The 21,248-nt window shown below is 70.6% G+C and carries 18 protein-coding genes; 14 read left to right on the top strand and 4 right to left on the bottom strand.

The genetic code is table 11. From position 1 onward, the window contains the following. The first annotated feature begins 40 nt into the window (after positions 1 to 40). The 4 genes from ACFVWW_RS07555 (at position 41) to argF (ending at position 6,664) form a co-directional block, all read left to right on the top strand. Positions 41 to 1,516 carry a 3' terminal RNA ribose 2'-O-methyltransferase Hen1 gene (locus ACFVWW_RS07555; protein ID WP_386876495.1) on the top strand — a complete coding sequence of 492 codons (1,476 nt, stop codon included), beginning with the start codon at positions 41 to 43 and terminating at the stop codon, positions 1,514 to 1,516. Further along, positions 1,513 to 4,152: a polynucleotide kinase-phosphatase gene (locus ACFVWW_RS07550; RefSeq protein ID WP_386876493.1), complete on the top strand. Its 2,640-nt coding sequence runs from the start codon at positions 1,513 to 1,515 to the stop codon at positions 4,150 to 4,152. Before ACFVWW_RS07555 ends, ACFVWW_RS07550 begins: the two co-directional genes overlap by 4 nt. A 127-nt stretch (positions 4,153 to 4,279) precedes the next feature. Further along, positions 4,280 to 5,512, top strand: coding sequence for an arginine deiminase (locus ACFVWW_RS07545; protein WP_384183184.1), 1,233 nt, complete (start codon positions 4,280 to 4,282; stop codon positions 5,510 to 5,512). A gap of 135 nt (positions 5,513 to 5,647) precedes the next feature. After that, entirely contained in the window at positions 5,648 to 6,664 is a 1,017-nt protein-coding gene (gene argF / locus ACFVWW_RS07540) for an ornithine carbamoyltransferase (protein ID WP_386876491.1), read from the top strand. A 39-nt stretch (positions 6,665 to 6,703) separates the two neighbouring features. Here the strand turns inward: argF and ACFVWW_RS07535 are convergent, their stop codons facing one another. Beyond that, complete coding sequence (locus tag ACFVWW_RS07535; RefSeq protein ID WP_384183373.1) at positions 6,704 to 7,135, bottom strand: ATP-binding protein; 432 nt, start codon at positions 7,133 to 7,135, stop codon at positions 6,704 to 6,706. A gap of 237 nt (positions 7,136 to 7,372) precedes the next feature. On the opposite strand from ACFVWW_RS07535, the gene ACFVWW_RS07530 reads away from it, so the two are divergent. Both ACFVWW_RS07530 and ACFVWW_RS07525 read left to right on the top strand, forming a co-directional pair. Beyond that, entirely contained in the window at positions 7,373 to 8,200 is an 828-nt protein-coding gene (locus ACFVWW_RS07530; protein ID WP_384183178.1) for an enoyl-CoA hydratase family protein, read from the top strand. Then, a complete protein-coding gene (locus tag ACFVWW_RS07525) occupies positions 8,185 to 10,560 on the top strand; it encodes an oxidoreductase (protein ID WP_386876489.1) in 2,376 nt (791 codons plus the stop codon). Before ACFVWW_RS07530 ends, ACFVWW_RS07525 begins: the two co-directional genes overlap by 16 nt. On the opposite strand, the gene ACFVWW_RS07520 is transcribed toward ACFVWW_RS07525, so the two are convergent. Both ACFVWW_RS07520 and ACFVWW_RS07515 read right to left on the bottom strand, forming a co-directional pair. Next, a complete protein-coding gene (locus tag ACFVWW_RS07520) occupies positions 10,547 to 11,371 on the bottom strand; it encodes a PaaX family transcriptional regulator C-terminal domain-containing protein (RefSeq protein WP_384183173.1) in 825 nt (274 codons plus the stop codon). The two genes, ACFVWW_RS07525 and ACFVWW_RS07520, sit on opposite strands and share 14 nt — an antisense overlap. A 152-nt stretch (positions 11,372 to 11,523) precedes the next feature. Continuing rightward, the gene (locus ACFVWW_RS07515; protein ID WP_384329699.1) at positions 11,524 to 13,179 is read right to left on the bottom strand and encodes an AMP-binding protein; all 1,656 of its coding nucleotides are present in this window, start codon (positions 13,177 to 13,179) and stop codon (positions 11,524 to 11,526) included. Positions 13,180 to 13,278: 99 nt separating this feature from the next. Between ACFVWW_RS07515 and ACFVWW_RS07510 the strand changes: the two genes are divergently transcribed. Beyond that, the gene (locus ACFVWW_RS07510; protein WP_386876486.1) at positions 13,279 to 14,442 is read left to right on the top strand and encodes an acyl-CoA dehydrogenase family protein; all 1,164 of its coding nucleotides are present in this window, start codon (positions 13,279 to 13,281) and stop codon (positions 14,440 to 14,442) included. Next, entirely contained in the window at positions 14,439 to 14,837 is a 399-nt protein-coding gene (locus tag ACFVWW_RS07505) for a RidA family protein (RefSeq protein ID WP_384183165.1), read from the top strand. The genes ACFVWW_RS07510 and ACFVWW_RS07505 overlap by 4 nt, the downstream gene beginning before the upstream one ends. A 79-nt stretch (positions 14,838 to 14,916) precedes the next feature. Here ACFVWW_RS07505 and ACFVWW_RS07500 read toward each other — a convergent pair whose 3' ends face one another. Continuing rightward, entirely contained in the window at positions 14,917 to 15,309 is a 393-nt protein-coding gene (locus ACFVWW_RS07500) for a hypothetical protein (RefSeq protein ID WP_384183161.1), read from the bottom strand. Between the two features lie 578 nt (positions 15,310 to 15,887). Between ACFVWW_RS07500 and ACFVWW_RS07495 the strand changes: the two genes are divergently transcribed. From ACFVWW_RS07495 to ACFVWW_RS07470, 6 genes are all read left to right on the top strand, one after another. Further along, complete coding sequence (locus ACFVWW_RS07495; protein WP_384183159.1) at positions 15,888 to 17,309, top strand: ATP-binding protein; 1,422 nt, start codon at positions 15,888 to 15,890, stop codon at positions 17,307 to 17,309. Then, positions 17,306 to 17,731, top strand: a complete 426-nt coding sequence (locus ACFVWW_RS07490; protein ID WP_384183156.1) for a roadblock/LC7 domain-containing protein — start codon at positions 17,306 to 17,308, stop codon at positions 17,729 to 17,731. The genes ACFVWW_RS07495 and ACFVWW_RS07490 overlap by 4 nt, the downstream gene beginning before the upstream one ends. After that, positions 17,728 to 18,108, top strand: coding sequence for a DUF742 domain-containing protein (locus ACFVWW_RS07485; protein WP_384329708.1), 381 nt, complete (start codon positions 17,728 to 17,730; stop codon positions 18,106 to 18,108). The genes ACFVWW_RS07490 and ACFVWW_RS07485 overlap by 4 nt, the downstream gene beginning before the upstream one ends. Next, positions 18,080 to 18,706 (top strand): ATP/GTP-binding protein, encoded by a 627-nt coding sequence (locus ACFVWW_RS07480; protein WP_384329711.1) that lies wholly within the window; start codon positions 18,080 to 18,082, stop codon positions 18,704 to 18,706. Before ACFVWW_RS07485 ends, ACFVWW_RS07480 begins: the two co-directional genes overlap by 29 nt. Next, the gene (locus tag ACFVWW_RS07475; protein ID WP_386876482.1) at positions 18,703 to 19,995 is read left to right on the top strand and encodes a cytochrome P450; all 1,293 of its coding nucleotides are present in this window, start codon (positions 18,703 to 18,705) and stop codon (positions 19,993 to 19,995) included. Before ACFVWW_RS07480 ends, ACFVWW_RS07475 begins: the two co-directional genes overlap by 4 nt. Before the next feature lie 164 nt (positions 19,996 to 20,159). After that, positions 20,160 to 21,242: a polyprenyl synthetase family protein gene (locus ACFVWW_RS07470; RefSeq protein ID WP_384183146.1), complete on the top strand. Its 1,083-nt coding sequence runs from the start codon at positions 20,160 to 20,162 to the stop codon at positions 21,240 to 21,242. Positions 21,243 to 21,248: the final 6 nt, after the last annotated feature.

Genomic DNA, 21,248 nt, shown 5'->3' with positions numbered 1-21,248 from the left:
CCGCTCGTCGTGGCGGGGACGGCGGGCGATACTCGGGCGGGTGTTCTTGACGATCAGTACGACCGGCACCCCAGAGCGTCCCGCGACCGACCTCGGATATCTGCTGCACAAGCATCCCGACCGGGCCCAGACGTTCTCCACGTCCCATGGCACCGCCCATGTGGTCTACCCCGAGGCGTCCGTCGAGCGCTGCACGGCCGCGCTGCTGCTGGAGGTCGATCCGGTGGCCCTGGTCCGGCGGGGCAAGGGGAAGGGCAGGGGCGGCGCCCCCGACGCGGCCCTTGCGCAGTACGTCAACGACCGCCCCTACGCTGCCTCCTCGCTGCTCGCGGTGGCGCTGAGCACGGTCTTCAAGAGCGCGCTGCGCGGTGTCTGCGCGGCGCTGCCCGAGCGCGCCGAGAGCCCGCTGCCGCTGCGGATCGAGGTGCCCGCCGTGCCCGCGCGCGGCGGCGCCGAGCTGGTCGGCAAGCTCTTCGGGCCACTGGGCTGGACGTCCGTGGACGCACAGCCCGTGGCGCTGGACGAGCAGTTCCCGCAGTGGGGCGACTCGCGCTATGTGCAGCTCGTCCTGGAGGGCGAGCTGCGGCTCGCCGACGCGCTGCGGCAGCTGTACGTCCTGCTGCCGGTGCTCGATGACGCCAAGCACTACTGGGTCGCGCCCGACGAGGTGGACAAGCTGCTGCGGGCGGGTGAGGGCTGGCTGGCCGAGCACCCCGAACAGAAGCTGATCACCAGCCGCTATCTGGCCCGCCGCTGGAGCCTGACCCGGCAGGCCATGGAGCGGCTCGAACTGGTGCGGCTCGCCGAGGCCGACGACATCGAGGTCGAGGCGATCGACAACGCCGTCGAGGAGATCCCCGCCGAGTCCGACGAGAGCCCGAAGAAGGAGCCCTCGCTCGCCGACCAGCGGCGCGAGGCGATCCTCAGGGCCCTGCGGGACGCGGGCGCGAGCACCGTGCTCGACCTGGGCTGCGGGCAGGGGCAGCTGGTGCAGGCGCTGCTGAAGGATGTGCGCTTCACCCACATCGTGGGCGTGGATGTGTCGGTACGGGCGCTGACGATCGCCTCGCGCCGGCTCAAGCTGGACCGGATGAGCGAGCGCCAGGCCGCCCGCGTCACCTTGACGCAGGGAGCCCTCACCTACACCGACAAGCGGCTCAAGGGGTACGACGCCGCCGTGCTGAGCGAGGTCGTCGAACATCTCGACCTGCCACGCCTGCCCGCCCTGGAGTACGCGGTGTTCGGCACGGCACGGCCCAGGACCGTCATCGTGACCACACCGAATGTCGAGTACAACGTGCGCTGGGAGACGCTGCCCGCCGGGCATGTGCGCCACGGCGACCACCGCTTCGAGTGGACCCGCGAGGAGTTCCGCGCCTGGGCGGAGCGGGTGGGACAGCGCCACGGCTACGGGATCGCGTATGTCCCCGTGGGACCGGACGACCCCGAGGTGGGCCCGCCGACCCAGATGGCCGTCTTCACCGACAACACCACGAAGGAGGGAAAGACCGCATGACCGGCAACGACGAGACCAGTACCGCGACCACCACCGACCGGGCCGGCACCGCCGACCGCACCGCGACCACCGACACCCGCACCGCGACCAGCAACACCGGCGCCGGCGGCAACCGGCGCACCCTCCCGGTGCCCGATCTCTCCCTCGTGGTGCTGATCGGCGCCTCCGGCTCCGGCAAGTCCACCTTCGCCAGGAGCCGCTTCAAGCCCACCGAGATCATCTCCTCGGACTTCTGCCGCGGCCTGGTCGCCGACGACGAGAACGACCAGAGCGCGAGCGGCGACGCCTTCGACGTACTCCACTACATCGTCGGCAAGCGGCTCGCCGCCGGCCGGCTCACCGTCGTGGACGCCACCAGCGTGCAGGCCGAGAGCCGCAGGCAGCTCGTACGGCTCGCCCGCCAGTACGACGTGCTGCCCGTCGCGATCGTCCTCGACCTGCCCGAAGAGGTGTGTGCCGCACGCAACGCCGGCCGCCCCGACCGGGCCGGGATGCCCCGCCACGTGATCAAGCGGCACCGCGGCGAACTGCGCCGCTCCCTGCGCGGCCTGGAGCGCGAGGGCTTCCGCAAGGTGCACATCCTGCGCAGCGAGGCCGAGGTCGAGGACGCCGAGGTCGTTCTCGAACGCCGCTACAACGACCTCACCCACCTCACCGGACCGTTCGACATCATCGGTGACATCCATGGCTGCCGCTCCGAGCTGGAGACCCTGCTCGCCACGCTCGGATACGCCGACGGCGTCCACCCCGAGGGGCGTACCGCCGTCTTCGTCGGCGACCTGGTCGACCGCGGCCCCGACAGCCCTGGTGTGCTGCGCCTGGTGATGAGCATGGTCGCGTCCGGCAACGCCCTGTGCGTACCGGGAAACCACGAGAACAAGCTCGGCCGCTGGCTCAAGGGCAAAAAGGTCCAGCACACGCACGGACTCGCCGAGACCATCGAGCAGCTGGAGAAGGAGGACGACGGATTCCGGGCGCGGGTAGGGGAGTTCATCGACGGTCTGGTCAGCCACTACGTCCTGGACGGCGGCAAGCTGGTCGTCTGTCACGCCGGTCTGCCCGAGAAGTACCACGGCCGTACCTCCGGCCGGGTCCGCGCGCATGCCCTGTATGGCGACACCACAGGAGAGACCGATGAGTTCGGTCTGCCCGTGCGCTATCCGTGGGCCGAGGAGTACCGCGGCCAGGCCGCTGTGGTGTACGGCCACACACCCGTACCGAACACCTCCTGGATCAACAACACCATCTGCCTGGACACGGGAGCGGTCTTCGGCGGCAAGATGACCGCGCTGCGCTGGCCGGAGCGTGAACTCGTCGACGTACCGGCCGAGCGGGTCTGGTACGAGCCGGCCAGGCCGCTGGCCACCGAGGCACCCGGCGGCCGGGAAGGCCGTCCGCTGGACCTCGCCGATGTGCAGGGCAAGCGGATCGTGGAGACCCGCCACATGGCGCGTCTCGCGGTGCGCGAGGAGAACGCGGCGGCGGCCCTGGAGGTCATGAGCCGCTTCGCGGTCGACCCGCGGCTGCTCGCCTACCTCCCACCCACCATGGCGCCCACCGCGACCTCGGACGCCGACGGCTACTTGGAGCACCCGGCCGAGGCGTTCGCCCAGTACCGCGCGGACGGCGTCGCGAAGGTCGTGTGCGAGGAGAAGCACATGGGCTCGCGCGCGGTGGTGCTGGTCTGCCGGGACGCGGACGCGGCGCGGGAACGCTTCGGCGTGGACGGACCGACCGGCGCGCTGCACACCCGTACCGGCCGGCCCTTCTTCGACGACCCCGCGGTCACCGAGGAGATCCTGGCGCGGCTGCGTACCGCCGTCACCGCCGCCGGGCTCTGGCAGGAACTCGACACCGACTGGCTGCTGCTGGACGCCGAGCTGATGCCCTGGTCTCTCAAGGCCACCGGCCTGCTGCGCACCCAGTACGCCGCGGTGGGAGCCGCCGCGGGCGCCGTGTTCCCCGCGGTGACCAAGGCCCTCGAAGCCGCCGCGTCCCGGGGCGTCGAGAGTGCCGGGCTCCTCGGGCGGCAGCACGAACGCGCCGCCGACGCGGCCGCGTTCACCGAGGCGTACCGCCGTTACTGCTGGGCCACGGACGGCCTGGACGGAGTGCGCCTCGCGCCCTTCCAACTGCTGGCCGGCCAGGGGCGCAGCCTCGCCGGAGTCCCGCACGACCAGCAGCTGGCCTGGCTGGACCGGCTGGTCGAGCACGACCCGACCGCTCTGCTCCAGGTCACCCGGCGGCTCGTCGTCGACACAGCCGACGACGCATCGGTCCGCCGCGGTGTCGACTGGTGGCTGGAGATGACGGAGAGGGGCGGCGAGGGCATGGTCGTCAAGCCGCTCCAGGCGCTGGTCCGGGACGAGAAGGGCCGGCTCGTACAGCCGGGCATCAAGGTGCGCGGCCGCGAGTATCTGCGGATCATCTACGGCCCCGAGTACACCCGCCCGGAGAATCTGCGACGGCTGCGCAACCGATTCCTGGGCCACAAGCGGTCCTTGGCGCTGCGGGAGTACGCCCTCGGCCTGGAGGCCCTGGACCGGGTGGCGGACGGCGAACCGCTGTGGCGGGTGCATGAAGCGGTCTTCGCGGTGCTGGCCCTGGAGTCGGAACCGGTGGACCCGCGTCTCTGATCCCCGGCCCATGACCTGCCGCTCACACCGGCGGGGAGGCACCGGCAGCGCGCCGGCCGTGCCTCCCCGCCGGGTCCGCTCACGCATTCACCGCGTGAATCGCGCTCCGTACGGTGAGGATGGGGGCATGGGATTCCATGTCGACTCCGAGACCGGGCGGCTGCGCCGCGTCATATTGCACCGGCCCGATCTGGAGCTCAAGCGGCTCACGCCCGGCAACAAGGACACGCTGCTCTTCGACGACGTGCTGTGGGTGCGGCGTGCCCAGGAGGAGCACGACGCGTTCGCGGAGGTGCTGCGCGACCGGGGGGTGCGGGTGCATCTCTTCGGCGAGCTGCTGCGGGAGTCCCTGGAGCTCCCGGAGGCGCGGCGGCTGGTGCTGGACCGGGTCTTCGACGAGAAGGAGTACGGTCCGCTCGCCACCGATCACCTCAGGGCGGTCTTCGACGAGCTGGCGACGGGTGAGCTGGTCGAGGCGCTGGTCGGCGGGATGACCAAGCGGGAGTTCCTGGAGCGGCACGCGGAACCGACGTCCGTCCGCTTCCATGTGATGGCGCTGGACGATTTCCTGCTCGATCCGCTGCCGAACCATCTCTTCACCCGGGACACCTCGGCGTGGATCTATGACGGGGTGTCCATCAACGCCATGCGCTGGCCGGCCAGGCAGCGCGAGACCGTCCACTTCGAGGCGATCTACAAGCACCACCCGCTCTTCACCGGGCCCGGGGCCGGCGACTTCCACCACTGGTCGGAGGGGCAGGACGACTACCCGTCCACCATCGAGGGCGGCGATGTCCTGGTCATCGGCGAGGGCGCCGTACTGATCGGGATGAGTGAGCGCACCACTCCGCAGGCCGTCGAGATGCTGGCCCGTGGGCTCTTCGAGGCCGGATCCGCCACCACGATCGTGGCGCTCGACATGCCCAAGCGCCGGGCGTTCATGCATCTCGACACGGTGATGACGATGGTCGACCGCGACACCTTCACGCAGTACGCGGGTCTCGGCATGCTCCGCTCGTACACCATCGAACCGGGCAGCGGCGGCCGCGAACTCAAGGTCACCGACCATCCGCCGGAGCATATGCACCGCGCCATCGCGGCCGCGCTCGGGCTGCAGGACATCCGGGTGCTGACCGCCACCCAGGATGTGCACTCGGCGGCGCGTGAGCAGTGGGACGACGGCTGCAATGTGCTCGCCGTCGAGCCCGGGGTCGTCGTCGCCTATGACCGCAATGTGACCACCAACAGCCATCTGCGCAAGCAGGGCATCGAGGTGATCGAGATCCCCGGCAGCGAGCTGGGCCGGGGGCGCGGCGGGCCCCGCTGTATGAGCTGTCCGGTCGAGCGTGAGCCCGTGTAGACGCACCGTAGCGCCTGTATAGCAATACGAAGCATCGTATATAGTTCCGAAGTCCCGTTCGGCAGGGATGGTACGAGACAGCCGCCCTCCCTCAGTCCCCTTTCAGCCACCCTTCCCGCCCCAGGAGCAGCCATCATGGCGATAGACCTCGCAGGCCGCCACTTCCTCAAGGAGCTGGACTTCACGGCCGAGGAGTTCCGCGGCCTGATCGATCTGGCCGCCGAGCTCAAGGCCGCGAAGAAGGCGGGCGCCGAGGTCCAGCGGCTGCGCGGCAGGAACATCGCGCTGATCTTCGAGAAGTCCTCGACCCGCACGCGCTGCGCCTTCGAGGTGGCGGCGGCCGATCAGGGCGCGGCCACGACGTACATCGACCCGGCGGGTTCGCACATCGGGAAGAAGGAGTCCGCGAAGGACACCGCCCGGGTCCTCGGCCGGATGTTCGACGGCATCGAGTTCCGCGGGGATGCCCAGGCGACGGTCGAGGAGCTCGCCGCGTATGCCGGCGTCCCCGTCTTCAACGGCCTCACGGACGACTGGCACCCCACCCAGATGCTCGCCGACGTGCTCACCATGACCGAGCACAGCGACAAGTCCCTGACGGATATCGCCTTCGCCTATCTGGGGGACGCCCGGTTCAACATGGGCAATTCGTATCTGGTCACCGGCGCCCTGTTGGGCATGGACGTACGGATCGTCGCGCCGCGCGCCTACTGGCCGGCCGACGAGATCCTCGCCCTGGCCCGTAAGGCCGCTGAGGCCAGCGGAGCCCGGCTCACCCTCACCGAGAACATCGCCGAAGGTGTCGCCGGCGCGGATTTCGTGGCCACCGACGTCTGGGTGTCGATGGGGGAGGCCAAGGAGGTCTGGGACGAGCGCATCGCGGCCCTCGGCCCGTACGCCGTGACCATGGACGTGCTGCGCGCGACCGGCAACCCCGGCGTGAAGTTCCTGCACTGCCTGCCGGCCTTCCACGATCTGGGCACCCAGGCCGGCCGTGAGATCCATGAGCGCCACGGGCTGAGCGAGCTGGAAGTCACCGACGAGGTCTTCGAGTCGGCGCACTCGGTCGTCTTCGACGAGGCGGAGAACCGGCTGCACACCATCAAGGCCGTCCTGGTGGCCACCCTGTCCAGGGACGCCGCTTCCGAATAGTCATGCACTCCGAGCGTCCGGGTTCCGGATCCCGGACGCTCAGAGCGCGGGAAGCGTGAACCAGACCGCCTTGCCCTGAGCCGTGGTGCGATGACCGCAGTCCGAGCTGAGCGTACGGATCAGCAGCAGACCGCGGCCTCCCTCCTGCCAGGGATCCGGCATGGCCGCATGCCCGGGGACCGAGAGATTGCCCGGCGGAGCGGGGTCGCGATCGTGCACCTCGACCTGGCAGCCGCTCTCCATCAGCTCCACCACCAGCTCTATCGCGGCGTCCCCGTTCGTGTGTTTCACGGCGTTGGCGACCAGCTCGGCGGTGAGCAGCTCCGCGGTGTCACTGTCAGGCGTCTCCTGGACATGGGCGAGCGCCGTACGGACCACGGCGCGCGCGAGAGGCACGGCCTGGGCACTGTGCGGCAGCGCGACTCGCCAGGAGGTGGAGCCTGAGGCTTGGGGCACGACAGATGGTCCGATCAAGGTACAAGTGCTATTTCCGCCATCCTTACGGAGCGTAAACGCGTTAACAAGGGGCGGCGGCCTGCCGGGTTTGGGACCTCTGCCACATCGCGGACGGGACCTTTGGCCATATGCGAGAGCCGTATTGCGTGCTCGTGACGGAAGTCATATATGGGTGATACCGTTCCGGGGAAGGGTCCGGACGACGGTCCCGGGCGACCGGCACACAGCATCCGCTGAAGGAGGCCGCACTCCATGAGCCCTTTTTCCGGCTCCGCGCCCCGCACCCAGGAGTGGCGCCATCTGCGGCTGACGCGGGACGGCGGCGTCGCGACCGTCACCCTCGCCCGCCCCGAGAAGCTCAACGCGCTGACCTTCGGTGCCTACGCAGATCTACGCGATCTGCTCGCCGAGCTGTCGCGGGAACGGTCCGTCCGCGCCCTGGTGCTGGCCGGTGAGGGCCGCGGCTTCTGCTCCGGGGGCGATGTCGACGAGATCATCGGCGCGACCCTGGCCATGGACACCGCCCAGCTGCTCGACTTCAACCGGATGACCGGGCAGGTGGTCCGGGCGATCCGTGAGTGCCCCTTCCCGGTGATCGCCGCCGTGCACGGGGTCGCCGCGGGCGCCGGCGCCGTCCTCGCGCTCGCCGCCGACTTCCGGATCGCGGAGCCCTCCGCGCGCTTCGCCTTCCTCTTCACCCGGGTCGGTCTCTCCGGCGGCGACATGGGCGCGGCCTATCTGCTGCCGCGCGTGGTCGGGCTCGGACACGCGACCCGGCTGCTGATGCTCGGTGAGCCGGTACGCGCCCCCGAGGCCGAGCGGATCGGGCTGATCAGCGAACTCGCCGACGAGGGCCGCGCCGACGCGCGGGCCGCCGAGCTGGCCCGCCGGCTCGCGGACGGCCCCGCCCTGGCGTACGCGCAGACCAAGGCCCTGCTCACCGCCGAGCTGGACATGCCGCTCGCCGCCGCCGTCGAACTGGACGCCGCCACCCAGGCGCTGCTGATGAACGGCGAGGACTACGCCGAGTTCCATGCCGCCTTCACCGAGAAGCGGCCCCCGAAATGGCAGGGCCGCTAGCCATGGCCGGCGCCGGCGCCCTGCGCGTCGCGGTCATCGGTGGCGGACCCGGCGGGCTGTACGCGGCCGCCCTGCTCAAACGGCTCGACCCCGCGCGCGAGATCACCGTCTGGGAACGCAACGCCCCCGACGACACCTTCGGCTTCGGCGTCGTACTCTCCGACGAGACACTCGGCGGTATCGAGCACGCCGATCCGGTCGTCCACCGCGCGCTCCAGGGGGAGTTCGTCCGCTGGGACGCGATCGACATCGTCCACCGCGGCCGGACCCTCACCTCCGGCGGCCACGGCTTCGCGGCGCTCGGCCGGCGCAGACTGCTGGAGATCCTGCACGAGCGCTGCGCGTCCCTGGGCGTACGGCTCCGCTTCCGCACCGAGGCCCCGCCGGCCGCCGAGCTCGCCTCCGCGTACGACCTGGTGATCGCCGCGGACGGGGTCCACAGCCTCACGCGTGAGGCGCACGCCGAGGTCTTCGCCCCCACGGTCACCACGCACCGCTGCCGCTACATCTGGCTCGCCGCCGACTTCGCCTTCGACGCGTTCCGCTTCGAGATCGCCGAGACCGAGCACGGCGTGATGCAGCTCCACGGCTATCCGTACGCAGACGGGCGCGAGACCGCCGACGGGTGCGACACCGACGACGGACGGGACGCCGCCGACGGGCGCGACACCGCCGAGGCGCGCAGCACCGTCATCGTCGAGATGCGCGAAGAGGTCTGGCAGGCCGCCGGATTCGCGGAACTCGACGAGCAGCAGTCCACCGAGCAGTGCGCCAAGATCTTCGCGGACGCGCTCGGCGGCCGCCCGCTGCGCTCCAACGCCTCGTCCTGGACCGCCTTCCGCACCGTCGTCAACGAGCGCTGGAGCCACGGCAACACGGTGCTGATCGGCGACGCCGCCCACACCGCCCACTTCTCCATCGGCTCCGGCACCAAGCTCGCCGTCGAGGACGCCCTTGCGCTCGCCGCCTGTATCGAGGAGCGGCCCGACCTGCCGGCCGCGCTCGCCGCGTACGAGAGCGAACGCCGCCCGGTCGTGGAGTCGACCCAGCGCGCGGCCGCCGCCAGTCTGCGCTGGTTCGAGGAGCTGGCCACGTACACCGGCCAGCCGCCGCGCCAGTTCGCCTTCGGCCTGCTCACCCGCAGCCGCCGGGTCACCCACGAGAACCTGCGGCTGCGTGACCCCGGCTTCACCCGGGCCGTGGAGGCGGACTTCGGCTGCCCGGCGGGCACGCCTCCGATGTTCACGCCGTTCACGCTGGGCGGTCTCACCCTGCGCAACCGTGTCGTCGTCTCCCCGATGGACATGTACAGCGCCGTGGACGGCGTCCCCGACGACTTCCATCTCGTCCATCTCGGGGCGCGCGCCCTGGGCGGCGCCGGGCTCGTCATGACCGAGATGGTGTGTGTCAGCCCCGAGGGCCGGATCACCCCGGGCTGCACCGGCCTCTACACCCGCGAACAGGGGGACGGCTGGCGCCGAGTGACCGACTTCGTCCACGCGCGCTCGCCCGGCACGGCCATCGGTGTGCAGCTCGGTCACTCCGGCCGCAAGGGGTCCACCCGGCTCATGTGGGAGGGCATGGACGAGCCGCTGCCGGCGGACAACTGGCCGCTGGCCGCCGCGTCACCGCTGCCCTACCGGCCGGGCGTCAGCCAGGTACCGCATCAGCTGGACCGCCCGCAGCTCGGCGCGATCCGTGAGCAGTTCACCGCCGCGGCCCGGCGGGCCCAGCGCAGCGGCTTCGACCTGCTGGAACTGCACTGCGCCCACGGCTACCTGCTCTCCGGCTTCCTCTCCCCGCTCACCAACCGGCGCACCGACGCCTACGGCGGCTCGCTCGAACGCCGGCTGCGCTTCCCGCTCGAAGTCTTCGACGCCGTACGCGCCGACTGGCCCCACGACCGGCCCATGACCGTCCGTATCTCCGCCACCGACTGGGCGCCGGGCGGGACCACCGCCGAGGAGGCCGTCGAGATCGCCCGCGCCTTCGCCGCGCACGGAGCCGACGCGATCGACGTCTCGACCGGACAGGTCGTCCCGGACGAGCGGCCCGAGTACGGCCGCTCCTACCAGACGCCCTTCGCCGACCTGATCCGTAACACCCTGTCTGTCCCGGTCATCGCCGTCGGCGCCATCTCCTCCTGGGACGACGTCAATTCACTGCTCCTGGCGGGCCGGGCCGACCTGTGCGCCCTCGCCCGGCCGCATCTCCACGATCCGCAGTGGACGCTGCACGCGGCCGCCGCCCAGGGGTACGAAGGCCCCGCCGCGCCCTGGCCGCTGCCGTACCGCGCGGGCAGCCGCACGCCCCCCGCGGGACGCACCGACGATCCCAAGCCGCGTCTCACCCTGCGGTGACCGGCGGCTGTACGAACCCGAGCCCCGCGTCCCTGAGCCGGGTGTGCAGCTGGGCGAAGACATCGGCGGACCGTTCCCCCGGCCAGTCCCGCGGCAGCAGTTCCGCGGGCAGGCCGGGGTCGGCGTACGGCAGCCGCCGCCAGGAGTCCAGCGCGAGCAGATAGTCGCGGTACGCCTCCTCGGACGGCACGGCCGCCCGGGTCTCCCAGCCGCGCAGCACCGGCTCGTGCGCCGCCAGGAACTCCCTGTGCTGAGCGGCGATCGACTCCAGGTCCCACCAGCGGGTCACGGCCCGCGCCGTCGGTTCGAAGCCGAGGTGCTGGCCGCCGAAGAGGTCGACGTACGGATCGAGCTGGAGCCGCCGCAGGGTGTGGCGGGTCTCCTCGTGGAGCCGGCCGGGCGCGATCCAGACACCGGGCGCGGCCGTTCCGAAGCCGAGCCGGCCAAGACGCGAGCGCAGCAGATGACGCTTGTGGCGCTCGGCCTCGGGGACGGAGAAGACAGCCAGCACCCAGCCGTCGGACAGCTGGGGGGAGGGACGGGCGTAGATACGGCGGTCCCCGTCGTCCAGCAGCTGGCGGGCCTCCGCCGAGAGCGCGTACCCGGCCGCGCCGTCCGCCGTGCGCTGCGGGACCAGCAGTCCGCGGCGCTTGAGCCGGGAGACCGACGAGCGCACGGAGGGCGCGTCCACGCCGAGGGCGCCCAGCAGACGGATCAGCTCCGCCACGGGGAGCGGGGCATCGTCCGGTGTGCGGCCGTACGCGCCGTACAGGGTGACGATCAGGGATCGGGGAGTGTGCTGCTCGGCCACGTGATCATTTTAGACCGTCCACCAATTGGGGGGTGGCGTCGCGTGCCGATGGCTGTCGCCCGGCGGCGTTGCTGTCGGTCGCCTACGCTCCGCGTGGGCTCCCTCCTCCGCCTTGCCGGACTCCGCCCTCGACCCGCTCCTTGACCCACCCCCTAATCGCCGGACGGTCCAAGACCGTCCGCCGATTGGGCGGCGGCGTCGGGATCGCGTAGTCGGAAGCGCTGGAGTTTGCCGGTCGGGGTGCGGGGGAGGGCGTCCAGGAAGACGATCGCGCGCGGGCATTTGTACGGCACCAGCCGGGATCTGACGAAGTCCCGCAGCGCCCCCGCGGTCTCCTCGCCCCGCTCCACCCCGTCCCGCAGCACGACATAGGCCGCGACGATCTGGCCGCGCAGCTCGTCCGGGCGGCCGACCACCGCCGCCTCCAGCACATCGGGATGGGCCAGCAGCGCGTCCTCGACCTGCGGTCCCGGGACGTTGTACCCGGCCGAGATGATCATGTCGTCGGCGCGGGCCACATAGCGGAAGTAGCCGTCCGGCTCGCGTACATACGTGTCGCCGGTCAGATTCCAGCCGTCCCGGACGTACTCCAGCTGGCGCGGATCGGCCAGATACCGGCAGCCCACCGGGCCGCGGACGGCCAGCAGTCCCGGCTCCCCGTCGGGCACCGGCACGCCCGACGCGTCCACGACGCGGGCCTGCCACCCCGGCACCGGCACGCCCGTGGTGCCCGGCCGGATCGCCTCGTCCGCCGCGGACACGAAGATATGGAGCAGCTCGGTCGCCCCGATGCCGTTGATGATGCGCAGCCCGGTCCGCTCGTGCCACGCCTGCCAGGTGGCCCCGGGCAGATTCTCGCCCGCCGAGACACAGCGCCGCAGGGAGGAGATGTCGTACGCCGCCAGTTCGTCGAGCATCACGCGATAGGCGGTCGGCGCGGTGAACAGGACCGACACCCCGTGCTCCGCGACCGCCGCCAACAGCTGCGTGGGATGGGCCTGTTCGAGCAGCAGCGCGGACGCTCCCGCGCGCATCGGGAAGATCACCAGACCGCCGAGACCGAAGGTGAAGCCGAGCGGCGGGCTGCCCGCGAACAGGTCGTCGGGCTCCGGCCGCAGTACGTGGCGCGAGAAGGTGTCGGCGACGGCCAGCACATCCCGGTGGAAGTGCATGCAGCCCTTGGGCCGGCCCGTCGTCCCCGAGGTGAAGGCGATGAGCGCCACATCGTCCGCCGCGGTCTCCACCGGTGTGTACGGCTCCGGCCTGCCGTCCGCCAGCCGCAGCAGATCGTCCGGCGCGTCCCCGCCGTAGGTCGTGATCCGCAGCCCGGGCACCTCGGCCTTGACCAGATCGTCCACCGACCGGATGTCGCACAGGGCATGGCCGACCCGGGCGATCTCGCACATGGTGGCCAGCTCATGCGCACGCTGCTGGGCCAGGACGGTCACGGCCACCGCGCCCGCCTTCAGCACCGCCAGCCAGCAGGCCGCCAGCCAGGGGGTGGTCGGACCGCGCAGCAGCACCCGGTTTCCCGGCACCACGCCCAGATCAGAGGTCAGGACATGCGCGATGCGGTCGACATGTCCGCGCAGCTCCCCGTACGTCCAGACCTCACCGGCGGCGGTGCGGAAGACGGGCCGGCCGGCGCCGAACCGCTCGACCGTGCGGTCCAGCAGCTCCGCGGCGCAGTTGAGCCGGTCGGGGTAGCGCGGTCCCGGCGGCAGGGGGAGGAGCGCCGGCCACTGCTCCGCGGGCGGGAGATGGTCGCGCGGAAACGTGTCTCTGTGGGCCGACGGGGTCAGCTCCATGGTTCGCCCCCTTGTCGTGGTGGGCTCGCCCATCGAGCGTATCGTGAAGATGACGACAGTCAACGGTCCGCGATAGACGCGCTGGAAGTGGGGGCTCGGATGCCCGTATTCTCGCTCGATCCGGTACAGACCGCCTGGTGTGCCGAGCTGCGCGCCCTCGCCGTGGAGCGGCTGCGGCCGCTCGCCGAGAAGGGCGAGCCCGGCCGGGTGAACCGCTCCCTGATCGCCGCCCTCGGCGAACTCGGCCTGCTGGAGCGGCTCTTCGGGTCGGAGGCCGACAGCGGGGCCGGGCGCGGGACCGGGTCCGGGGGCAGGACGGGGACCGGCGCAATGGAGCTGTGCCTGCTGCGCGAGTCGCTCGCCCGTGGGTGTACGGAGGCCGAGACCGCGCTCGCGCTCCAGGGCCTCGGTACGTACCCGGTCGTCCAGGCGGGCACCGACCGGCAACGGGCCCGCTGGCTGCCCGAGGTGAGCGCGGGCCGCGCGGTGGCCGCCTTCGCGCTGAGCGAGCCGGGCGCCGGGTCCGACGCCGCCGCACTGGCCCTGCGGGCCGTGCCCGACGGCGACGGCTGGCTGCTGACCGGCGAGAAGCGCTGGATCTCCAACGCCCCCGAGGCCGATTTCTACACCGTCTTCGCCCGTACGGACGAGGGCGCGGGAGCCCGTGGGATCACCGCCTTCCTCGTCCCCGCCGACCGTCGGGGACTGACCGGCTCCCCGATCGAGATGCTCTCGCCGCACCCCATCGGCGCCCTCTCCTTCGACGCCGTACCCGTGACCCGAGGCGATGTCCTCGGCGAGGTGGACCGCGGCTTCCGGGTCGCGATGAACACCCTGAACCTGTTCCGCCCCAGCGTCGGCGCCTTCGCCGTCGGCATGGCGCAAGCGGCCCTGGACGCGACCCTGGAGCACACCGCGGAGCGCACCGCCTTCGGCGGCCCGCTGAAGGACCTCCAGTCGGTCGCCCACCGGGTCGCGGAGATGGCGACGCGTACGGAGGCGGCGCGGCTGCTCGTGTACGCGGCCGCCGAGGCGTACGACGCGGGCGCGCCGGACGTGCCGCGACGCTCGGCCATGGCGAAGCTGTTCGCGACCGAGACCGCGCAGTACGTCGTCGACTCCGCCGTCCAGCTCCATGGCGCGCGCGCCCTCCAGCGCGGTCATCTGCTGGAGCACCTCTATCGCGAGGTCCGCGCCCCGCGGATCTACGAGGGCGCCACCGAGGTGCAGCGCACGATCATCGCCAAGGAGCTGTACGCATGAGCCTGGAGCGCGTCAATCCCGCCGGGCTGTCCCCGGCCACCGGCTTCTCGCACGCCGTCACCGCCACCGGCGGCCGGCTGGTCCTGCTGGCCGGGCAGACCGCGCTCGACCGGGACGGCGCGGTCGTGGGGGAGACCCTGCCCGCCCAGTTCGAGACGGCGCTCACCAACCTGCTCACCGCCCTCGCGGCGACGGGCGGCGCCCCTGCCGATCTCGCGCGGGTGACGGTCTACGCGACCGATGTCGCGGACTACCGCGCGCACGCCGCCGAACTCGGCCGCGTCTGGCGCCGGCTGGCGGGCCGCGACTATCCGGCCATGGCGGTGATCGGAGTCGTACGGCTCTGGGACGAACAGGCGCTGGTGGAGCTGGACGGGATCGCCGTACTGCCCTGACCGGCCGACGGCAGGGCCCCTCGGGCCCGGTCGTGGGCCCAAGGGCGCCCCGTCTCGTCGGGGAGCACGCCGTCGGCGGCTACGGGACCAGGGCCAGATCTACCTGAAGTGCCTCGATGGCGCAGTCGATGAGGAGGTCGCACTGCTCCTGGCCGGTGATGCGGTGGGCCGCCAGGAAGATGTTCCAGACGGCGTCCTGGCGCTTGTCGTGTTCCGTGGCGAAGTCCCTGGCGAGAGCCTGGGACAGATGGTCGCTGTACAGAGTCGCCCGGTTGCTGGGCTCCTTGAACGCCCTCGACGCCGCCTCGGCGCAGCGCAGGAAACGCAGCATGCCCACCTGGCCGAGCTGCGCGTGGATCAGGTCGAGCAGTTCGCGCGCCACGCGAATGCTGTAGGGCCACTCGGACTTACGTCCAATGCGGGCCGTAAGGGAGTCTCTCAGTTCGAATTTGAAGTCGAAACATTCAGTCATGTCGTGTTCCTAGCGGACATTTAGGGGTTTGGGCGACCCGCCATACCGCTCCACACCGATGTTCATCCCCACGGGGACATATGACGTCAACCTGGGCTTCCGTCGCGGGGGTTAACCGGAACGCGGCGAGCGCCCCCTCCGAGGTGGCGGTCACAACAGGCCACCCAGGCTGCACGGACTGATCAACTCCCCTAAACTGAACACGCTTTGACGTGACATCACCAAGTAACGACAGGGCTTGATGACGGAAGCATCAGCCGTCGGCCGTCTGTTCTCAATGGAGCTCTGATGATCCTGATCGCCTGTGATCGACAGTCGGCCCGGCCCAGCACCCCTGTCAGAGAGCGTCAGTTGTCAGGGCAGTGACGCGGGCGGATCAGACGCAGTGGGCGATCCGACGCAGTGGCCCAGGGCGGTTATCCGCCGTTCCCCGGCCGTGCGGCCCCACCGCGACATCACTTCTGCGCCCTTCGCCGCGTTTTCACGCACCCATGGCGCCGCCGCATCGCGGCCCCTGTCCCTCCGCCGGCTCTCCGGCAGGCGGACGCCCGACCCCAACCCCTAGGACCCCTCCTCCAGTGACCTCACTCTCAGAACCTGCCCTTGCGCTCGGCGCCCTGGCTTTCGCCATAGCCGTCGTCGCACTGCTGCTGGCGCTCTCGCGCCGCAAACACGTGCGCCGCGGCAAAGGACTGGCCGCGGACAAGCAGGCAGCGGACTCCCGCGCGATGTCTGCCACCGCGCTCGCACAATCCGCGGAGTCCCGCGTGAAGACCGCGGAGTCCCTCAGGAAGGACGCGGAAACCCGCGAGACGGAATTCCGCGAGGAAGTACGTCACCTCACCACCGCACAGCTTCCCGCCCTCGCGCTGAACCTGATCAGCTCCCACCACCCCATCCCGGGACCGCTGCACGCGAACCGGGCGGAGCCCGAAGGCGCGGAACTCCTCGACTCCCTGCTCGAGCAGGTTTCCGGCATCGTCCTCAAAGAGCGCCGTCGCGTGGACGCCGCCGCCCGGGCGGCCCTGCGCGGTACGAGCCAGGACTCACAGGCCCTGTCGTACCGTCTGCAGACGGAGATCGAAGCCCTCCAGCACGAGTTCAGCGCGCCGCGCAGCCTGACCAACAGGCTGCTCGCGGCGGACCACCTCAACGAGCAGAATCTGCGGCTCATCCAGCGGACCGCCATCGTGTGCGGCGCCTGGCCGGGACATGTCCGTAAAGACACCTACGTGGCCGAGATCGTCAGTGGCGCTTCCTCCCGGCTGCGAGGCTTCGACCGCATCAAGATCAGCTCCCGGCTCCGGGTCGCCGGTGTCGGCATTGTGGGACGCGCCGCCGAGCCGGTGGCCGTGGCCTGCGCCGAGCTGATGGCCAACGCCCTGGAGCATTCCCGTGACGACCTCGCGGTGGATGTCAGTCTGCTCCAGACCGAGAACGGCAGCGTCTGCATCACGATCGACGATGCCGGCAAGGGCATGACGGCGGAGGCGCTCGCCCGCGGTGTACGGCTGACGTCGGCCGAACAGCCGGAGGTGATGCTCACCGAGCTCGGCGACCCGCCCTCCCAGGGCTTCGCCGCCATCGGCCGCCTGGTCGCCGACTACGGCTTCCGCGTCTCCATCGACAATCCGTCTCCCTACGGCGGGGTGCGCGCTGTGGTGTCCATTCCCCCGAACCTGCTGACCTCGATCGATGAGGAAGCCGAGCCCCCTTCGGCCATGGCCCCCCTGCCCGCGCTCGCGCCCAAGGTCCACAAGCGGCCGGCCCTCGCCGCGGAGAGCGACTTGCCCGCGCGCACGCCCGCACCGGCAGCGGCCTCCTCCGCCGCGTCGCAGCTGCCCCAGCGTCGCCGCCGTGCCTCCGCGGTGAGCGCAGGCCAGGGCACGGATCCCACGCACCGTGCCCTGGACCCGGAGCGGGTCCGTGACAAGTGGAGCGATTTCCAGGAAGGCTTCAACAGCGCCCGTAGCGGCACCGATTCGAAGGAAGAACTGTGACCACGCGCAATACCCAGGACCAGACCGACGGCTGGATCCTGACTCCCATCGTCGAGATCAGGGGGGTCCGGCATGCGATGACCATGACGCTCGACGGGATGGTTCAGACCAGGTCCGGGGACCTCACGGTCGACGAGGCGGACGGTATCGCCGCCATGACCTCCGCCCTGCACGCCGCCTCTCGCGCCGCCGCCATCACGGCGCTGAGGGCCACGGAGGGCACCCCCATCGAGATGGTCACCGTGAATATCGCCCAGGGCATCTACATGGTCATGCCGGCCGGTGAAAATACCCTGATCGCCACCGCGGGTGATGACGCGATGCCCATGGGCGTGGTCGCCAACACGATGGCCCGCCAGGCAATGAAGCTCGGGGAGCAGCTCATGTCCGTTTCCCCCCGTACCAGCGACGGCGCGCCGTGAGCCGCGGCCAGGAACAGCGACGGCTGCTTCCGGCCTATCTGGCGACCGGAAGCGGCGGTCCTTCCCTGCTCAGCACCCTCGATACGCTGACCGCCCTCCGCGCCAAGGGCCTGCCGCTCGCCTCGTACCACACGACGGCTCACCAGCGCGTCGTCGAGATCGTCACCGACGGATCCCTCACCCCCGTGGAGATAGCCGGCTATCTCGGCCTCCCGGTGAGCGTATGCCTGGTGCTCGCCGAGCAACTCGTCAGTGACGGCCTGTTACAAGCCACCGTGCCGACCCCGGACGCGCTCGCCCCGTCGCGCGCCGGCCGGCCGTCGAAAGAACTCATGGAAGAGGTGCTGAGTGGACTCCAATCCCTCCTCGCCGCCTAGCCCGCGCCCGGTTTACCTGCCTGAGGGAAACCACCAAAGGGTCAAGCTCCTTGTCGCCGGTCCTCTCGGTGTCGGCAAGACAACGGCGATCAAGACGCTGTCGCAGATCCCCACCCTGCACACCGATGAAGTCATGACCGACGCCGCGGCCGGCACCGACGATCTCAGTCTCATCGGCCTGCGCAACAAGACCACCACCACGGTCGCCATCGACTTCGGCCGGCTGACCCTGCCCGGCGACCGGGTCGTGCTGTATCTGTACGGAACTCCCGGACAGCGACGGTTTCTTCCCCTGTGGGAGGGAATCGCCACCGGAGCTCTCGGTGCGCTCGTCCTGGTCGACACCCGGCGGATGGACGAGTCCTTCGAAGTGATGGATCTCATCGAAGAGCGTGGTTTGCCGTATGCCGTCGGAGTCAATATCTTCCCTGATTCCCCCGACTACGACGTGAATCTTCTTCGTTCGAAGCTCGATCTCGCACCAGACACCCCACTGGTCACCTGTGACGCCCGCCAGAGGGACAGCAGCCTCAACGCCCTCATCGCGCTCACCGCTCATTCCATCGCCGCCGCCGGAGCTGGAGCCATCGCCTCGTGACCATCGCCTCAACCGCGGCGCCTGTGCCCCTGTACGGGGCCGAACACGCCGCCAACCCCCAGCGCAGCTATGAACTGCTCCGCAAGCAGGGGCCCGTCGGCGTCGCCGAGATCGCACCTGATGTCGTGGTCAACCTGGTCACCGACTACCGCGCCGCACTCGATCTCCTGCTGGACGCCGAGACCTGGACCAAGGACACCCGTGACTGGCTGCCCCAGGTGCCGGAGAACAGCCCGATCAGGCCTCTGGTGCAGTGGCGCCCCAGCCTCCTCTTCGCCGACGGAGAGACCCACGCCCATCTGCGCAAGGTCATCACCGACAGCTTCAGTCTGCTCGACCCGTACGACGTACGCCTCGTGACGTTCCGCTACGCCGACACCCTCCTGCAGGAGTTCGCCGACGCCGGAACGGTCGACCTGGTCAGCCAGTACGCGCATCAGTTGCCCCTGATGGTCTTCAACGCCCTGTTCGGGATGGCGGACGAGTACGGCCCGAAGCTGGTGTGGGCCCTCGACGCGACCATGGATACCGATCCGGAGAGGCAAGCTGAGGGCGGGCAGGAGTTCGGCGCGTACCTCGAGACCCTCTACACCACCAAGGTCACGCAGCGAGGCCATGACCTGACCTCCTGGTTCATCGACCACCCCAACGGGCTGGACCAGGAAGAGGCGGTCAACCAGGTTCTCATCACCCTCGGCGCGGGGAACGAGCCGACGGCCAACCTCATCGCGAACACCTGCGTGCGCATGCTGAGCGACGAGCGCTACTTCGGCACCCTCACCACCGGCAGCCTGCCCGTGCAGCACGCCATCGACGACGCCCTGTGGAATGACTCGCCCCTGGCCAACTACAGCTTCCACTTCCCCAAGAAGGACATCACCTTCCACGGCACCCGCTATCCGGCCGGCTCACCGTTCATGGTCTCGTACGCCGCCGCCAACACGTGTCCCCACGCGGGCGCGCCCTCCGACGGCTACCGCTCGGGCACCAAGGCCCATCTGGCCTTCGCGGCCGGTCCGCACTCCTGCCCGGGCCGTGACCTGGCCCTGCTGATCGCCACCGCCGCGATCGAACGGCTCGTCAGCTATCTGCCGGACATCCAGCTCGCCGTACCGGTCGATCAGCTGACCTACCGCGACGGGGGGGTCCACCGAACGCTCACGGCGCTTCCCGCCCAGTTCACCCCGCTGGCTCCCGACGCCGACGGAGCCACCCCCTGGAGCCGGGATCCCTCCCGCCCCAGGACGGACGCGTCATCTCCCCTGAAGGCAGACAGCCTCCAGGCGTAGAAGCCGTTTCCCCAGCCTGCCGCGCAGTCGTGCCGTGGTGGTGCCGCCACTGGAACGGGGCCGGCACCACCACGGCACCCCGGGACGTCTGCGCCCCTGGCCCCGTCCTCTGCCCGAACAGAGCCGCCATGACGGTTCTCGACCGATAAGGGGATCAACCACCGATGACTGACATGCTTTCCGGCACCGGCCTGCTGGACCTGCCCTCCCTACGGCACGAGGTGGGCGAGGCTCTGACCGGATTCCTGGACTCCAAGGACCGGGCCGCGCCGGGTGCCGAGTTGACGTACCTGACCGGCACCCTCCGCGGGCTCCTCGCCGGCGGAAAACGGCTGCGGGCCCTGCTGTGCGTGACCGGCTGGCACGCCGCAGGAGCGACCGGCGACGTGACGGCCGCCGTACGCGCGGCCGCCAGCCTGGAGCTCTTCCAGGTGTTCGCCCTGATCCACGACGACGTGATGGATGACAGCGATGTCCGCCGCGGGCAGCCGTCCGCCCATCGCGCGCTCGCCGTCGCGTACACCGACAGGGGCGGCCCACGCGGCAGGGCCCAGGCGCATGGCCTGGGAGCGGCCGTCCTGCTGGGAGACCTGGCGCTGGTGTGGTCGGACGAACTGCTCCACACGGCCGGCCTCGCCCCGGGCCGGCTGGCCCAGGTGCAGCCTCTGGTGGCCGCGATGCGCAGCGAGATCATGTACGGGCAGCTCCTGGATCTGCAGAGCACCGGCCGGCTCTCCGGTGACGTCGAAGGAGCCCTGCGCGTCATCCGGTACAAGACCGCCAAATACACCATCGAACGGCCTCTGCACATAGGGGCGGCCTCGGCCGGAGCCTCATCGCTCGTACTCAACGCGTGTAGCGCGTTCGGCATACCGCTGGGAGAAGCGTTTCAGCTGCGCGACGACCTGCTCGGGGTGTTCGGTGATCCCGCCGAGACAGGCAAGTCGGTCCTGGACGACCTGCGTGAGGGCAAAGCCACCGTACTGATGGCGCTCGCGGTCCAGCGCGCCTCTTCCGCCGAACTGGACACCCTGCGCGGTCTGGTCGGCCGGAGCGACCTGGACGAGGCCCAAGCCGCACAGGTCCGCGCGATTCTGGACTCCACCGGCGCCAGGCAGACCGTGGAAGAAATGATCACCACGAGGCGGGACGCCGCCCTCGCCGCCCTGGACGAAGCCCCCTTCCCGGCGGCGGCCGCCGTCCGCCTGCGCCAGATCGCCCTGGCCGCGACGACGAGACAGACATGACCGCCC

Origin of the sequence: Streptomyces sp. NPDC058198 (genome assembly GCF_042882605.1) — a bacterium.
In the GTDB taxonomy this organism is placed as follows: domain Bacteria; phylum Actinomycetota; class Actinomycetes; order Streptomycetales; family Streptomycetaceae; genus Streptomyces.
Note: the sequence above shows the minus strand (reverse complement) of the source record. Positions and strands in the feature narration are given on the sequence as shown.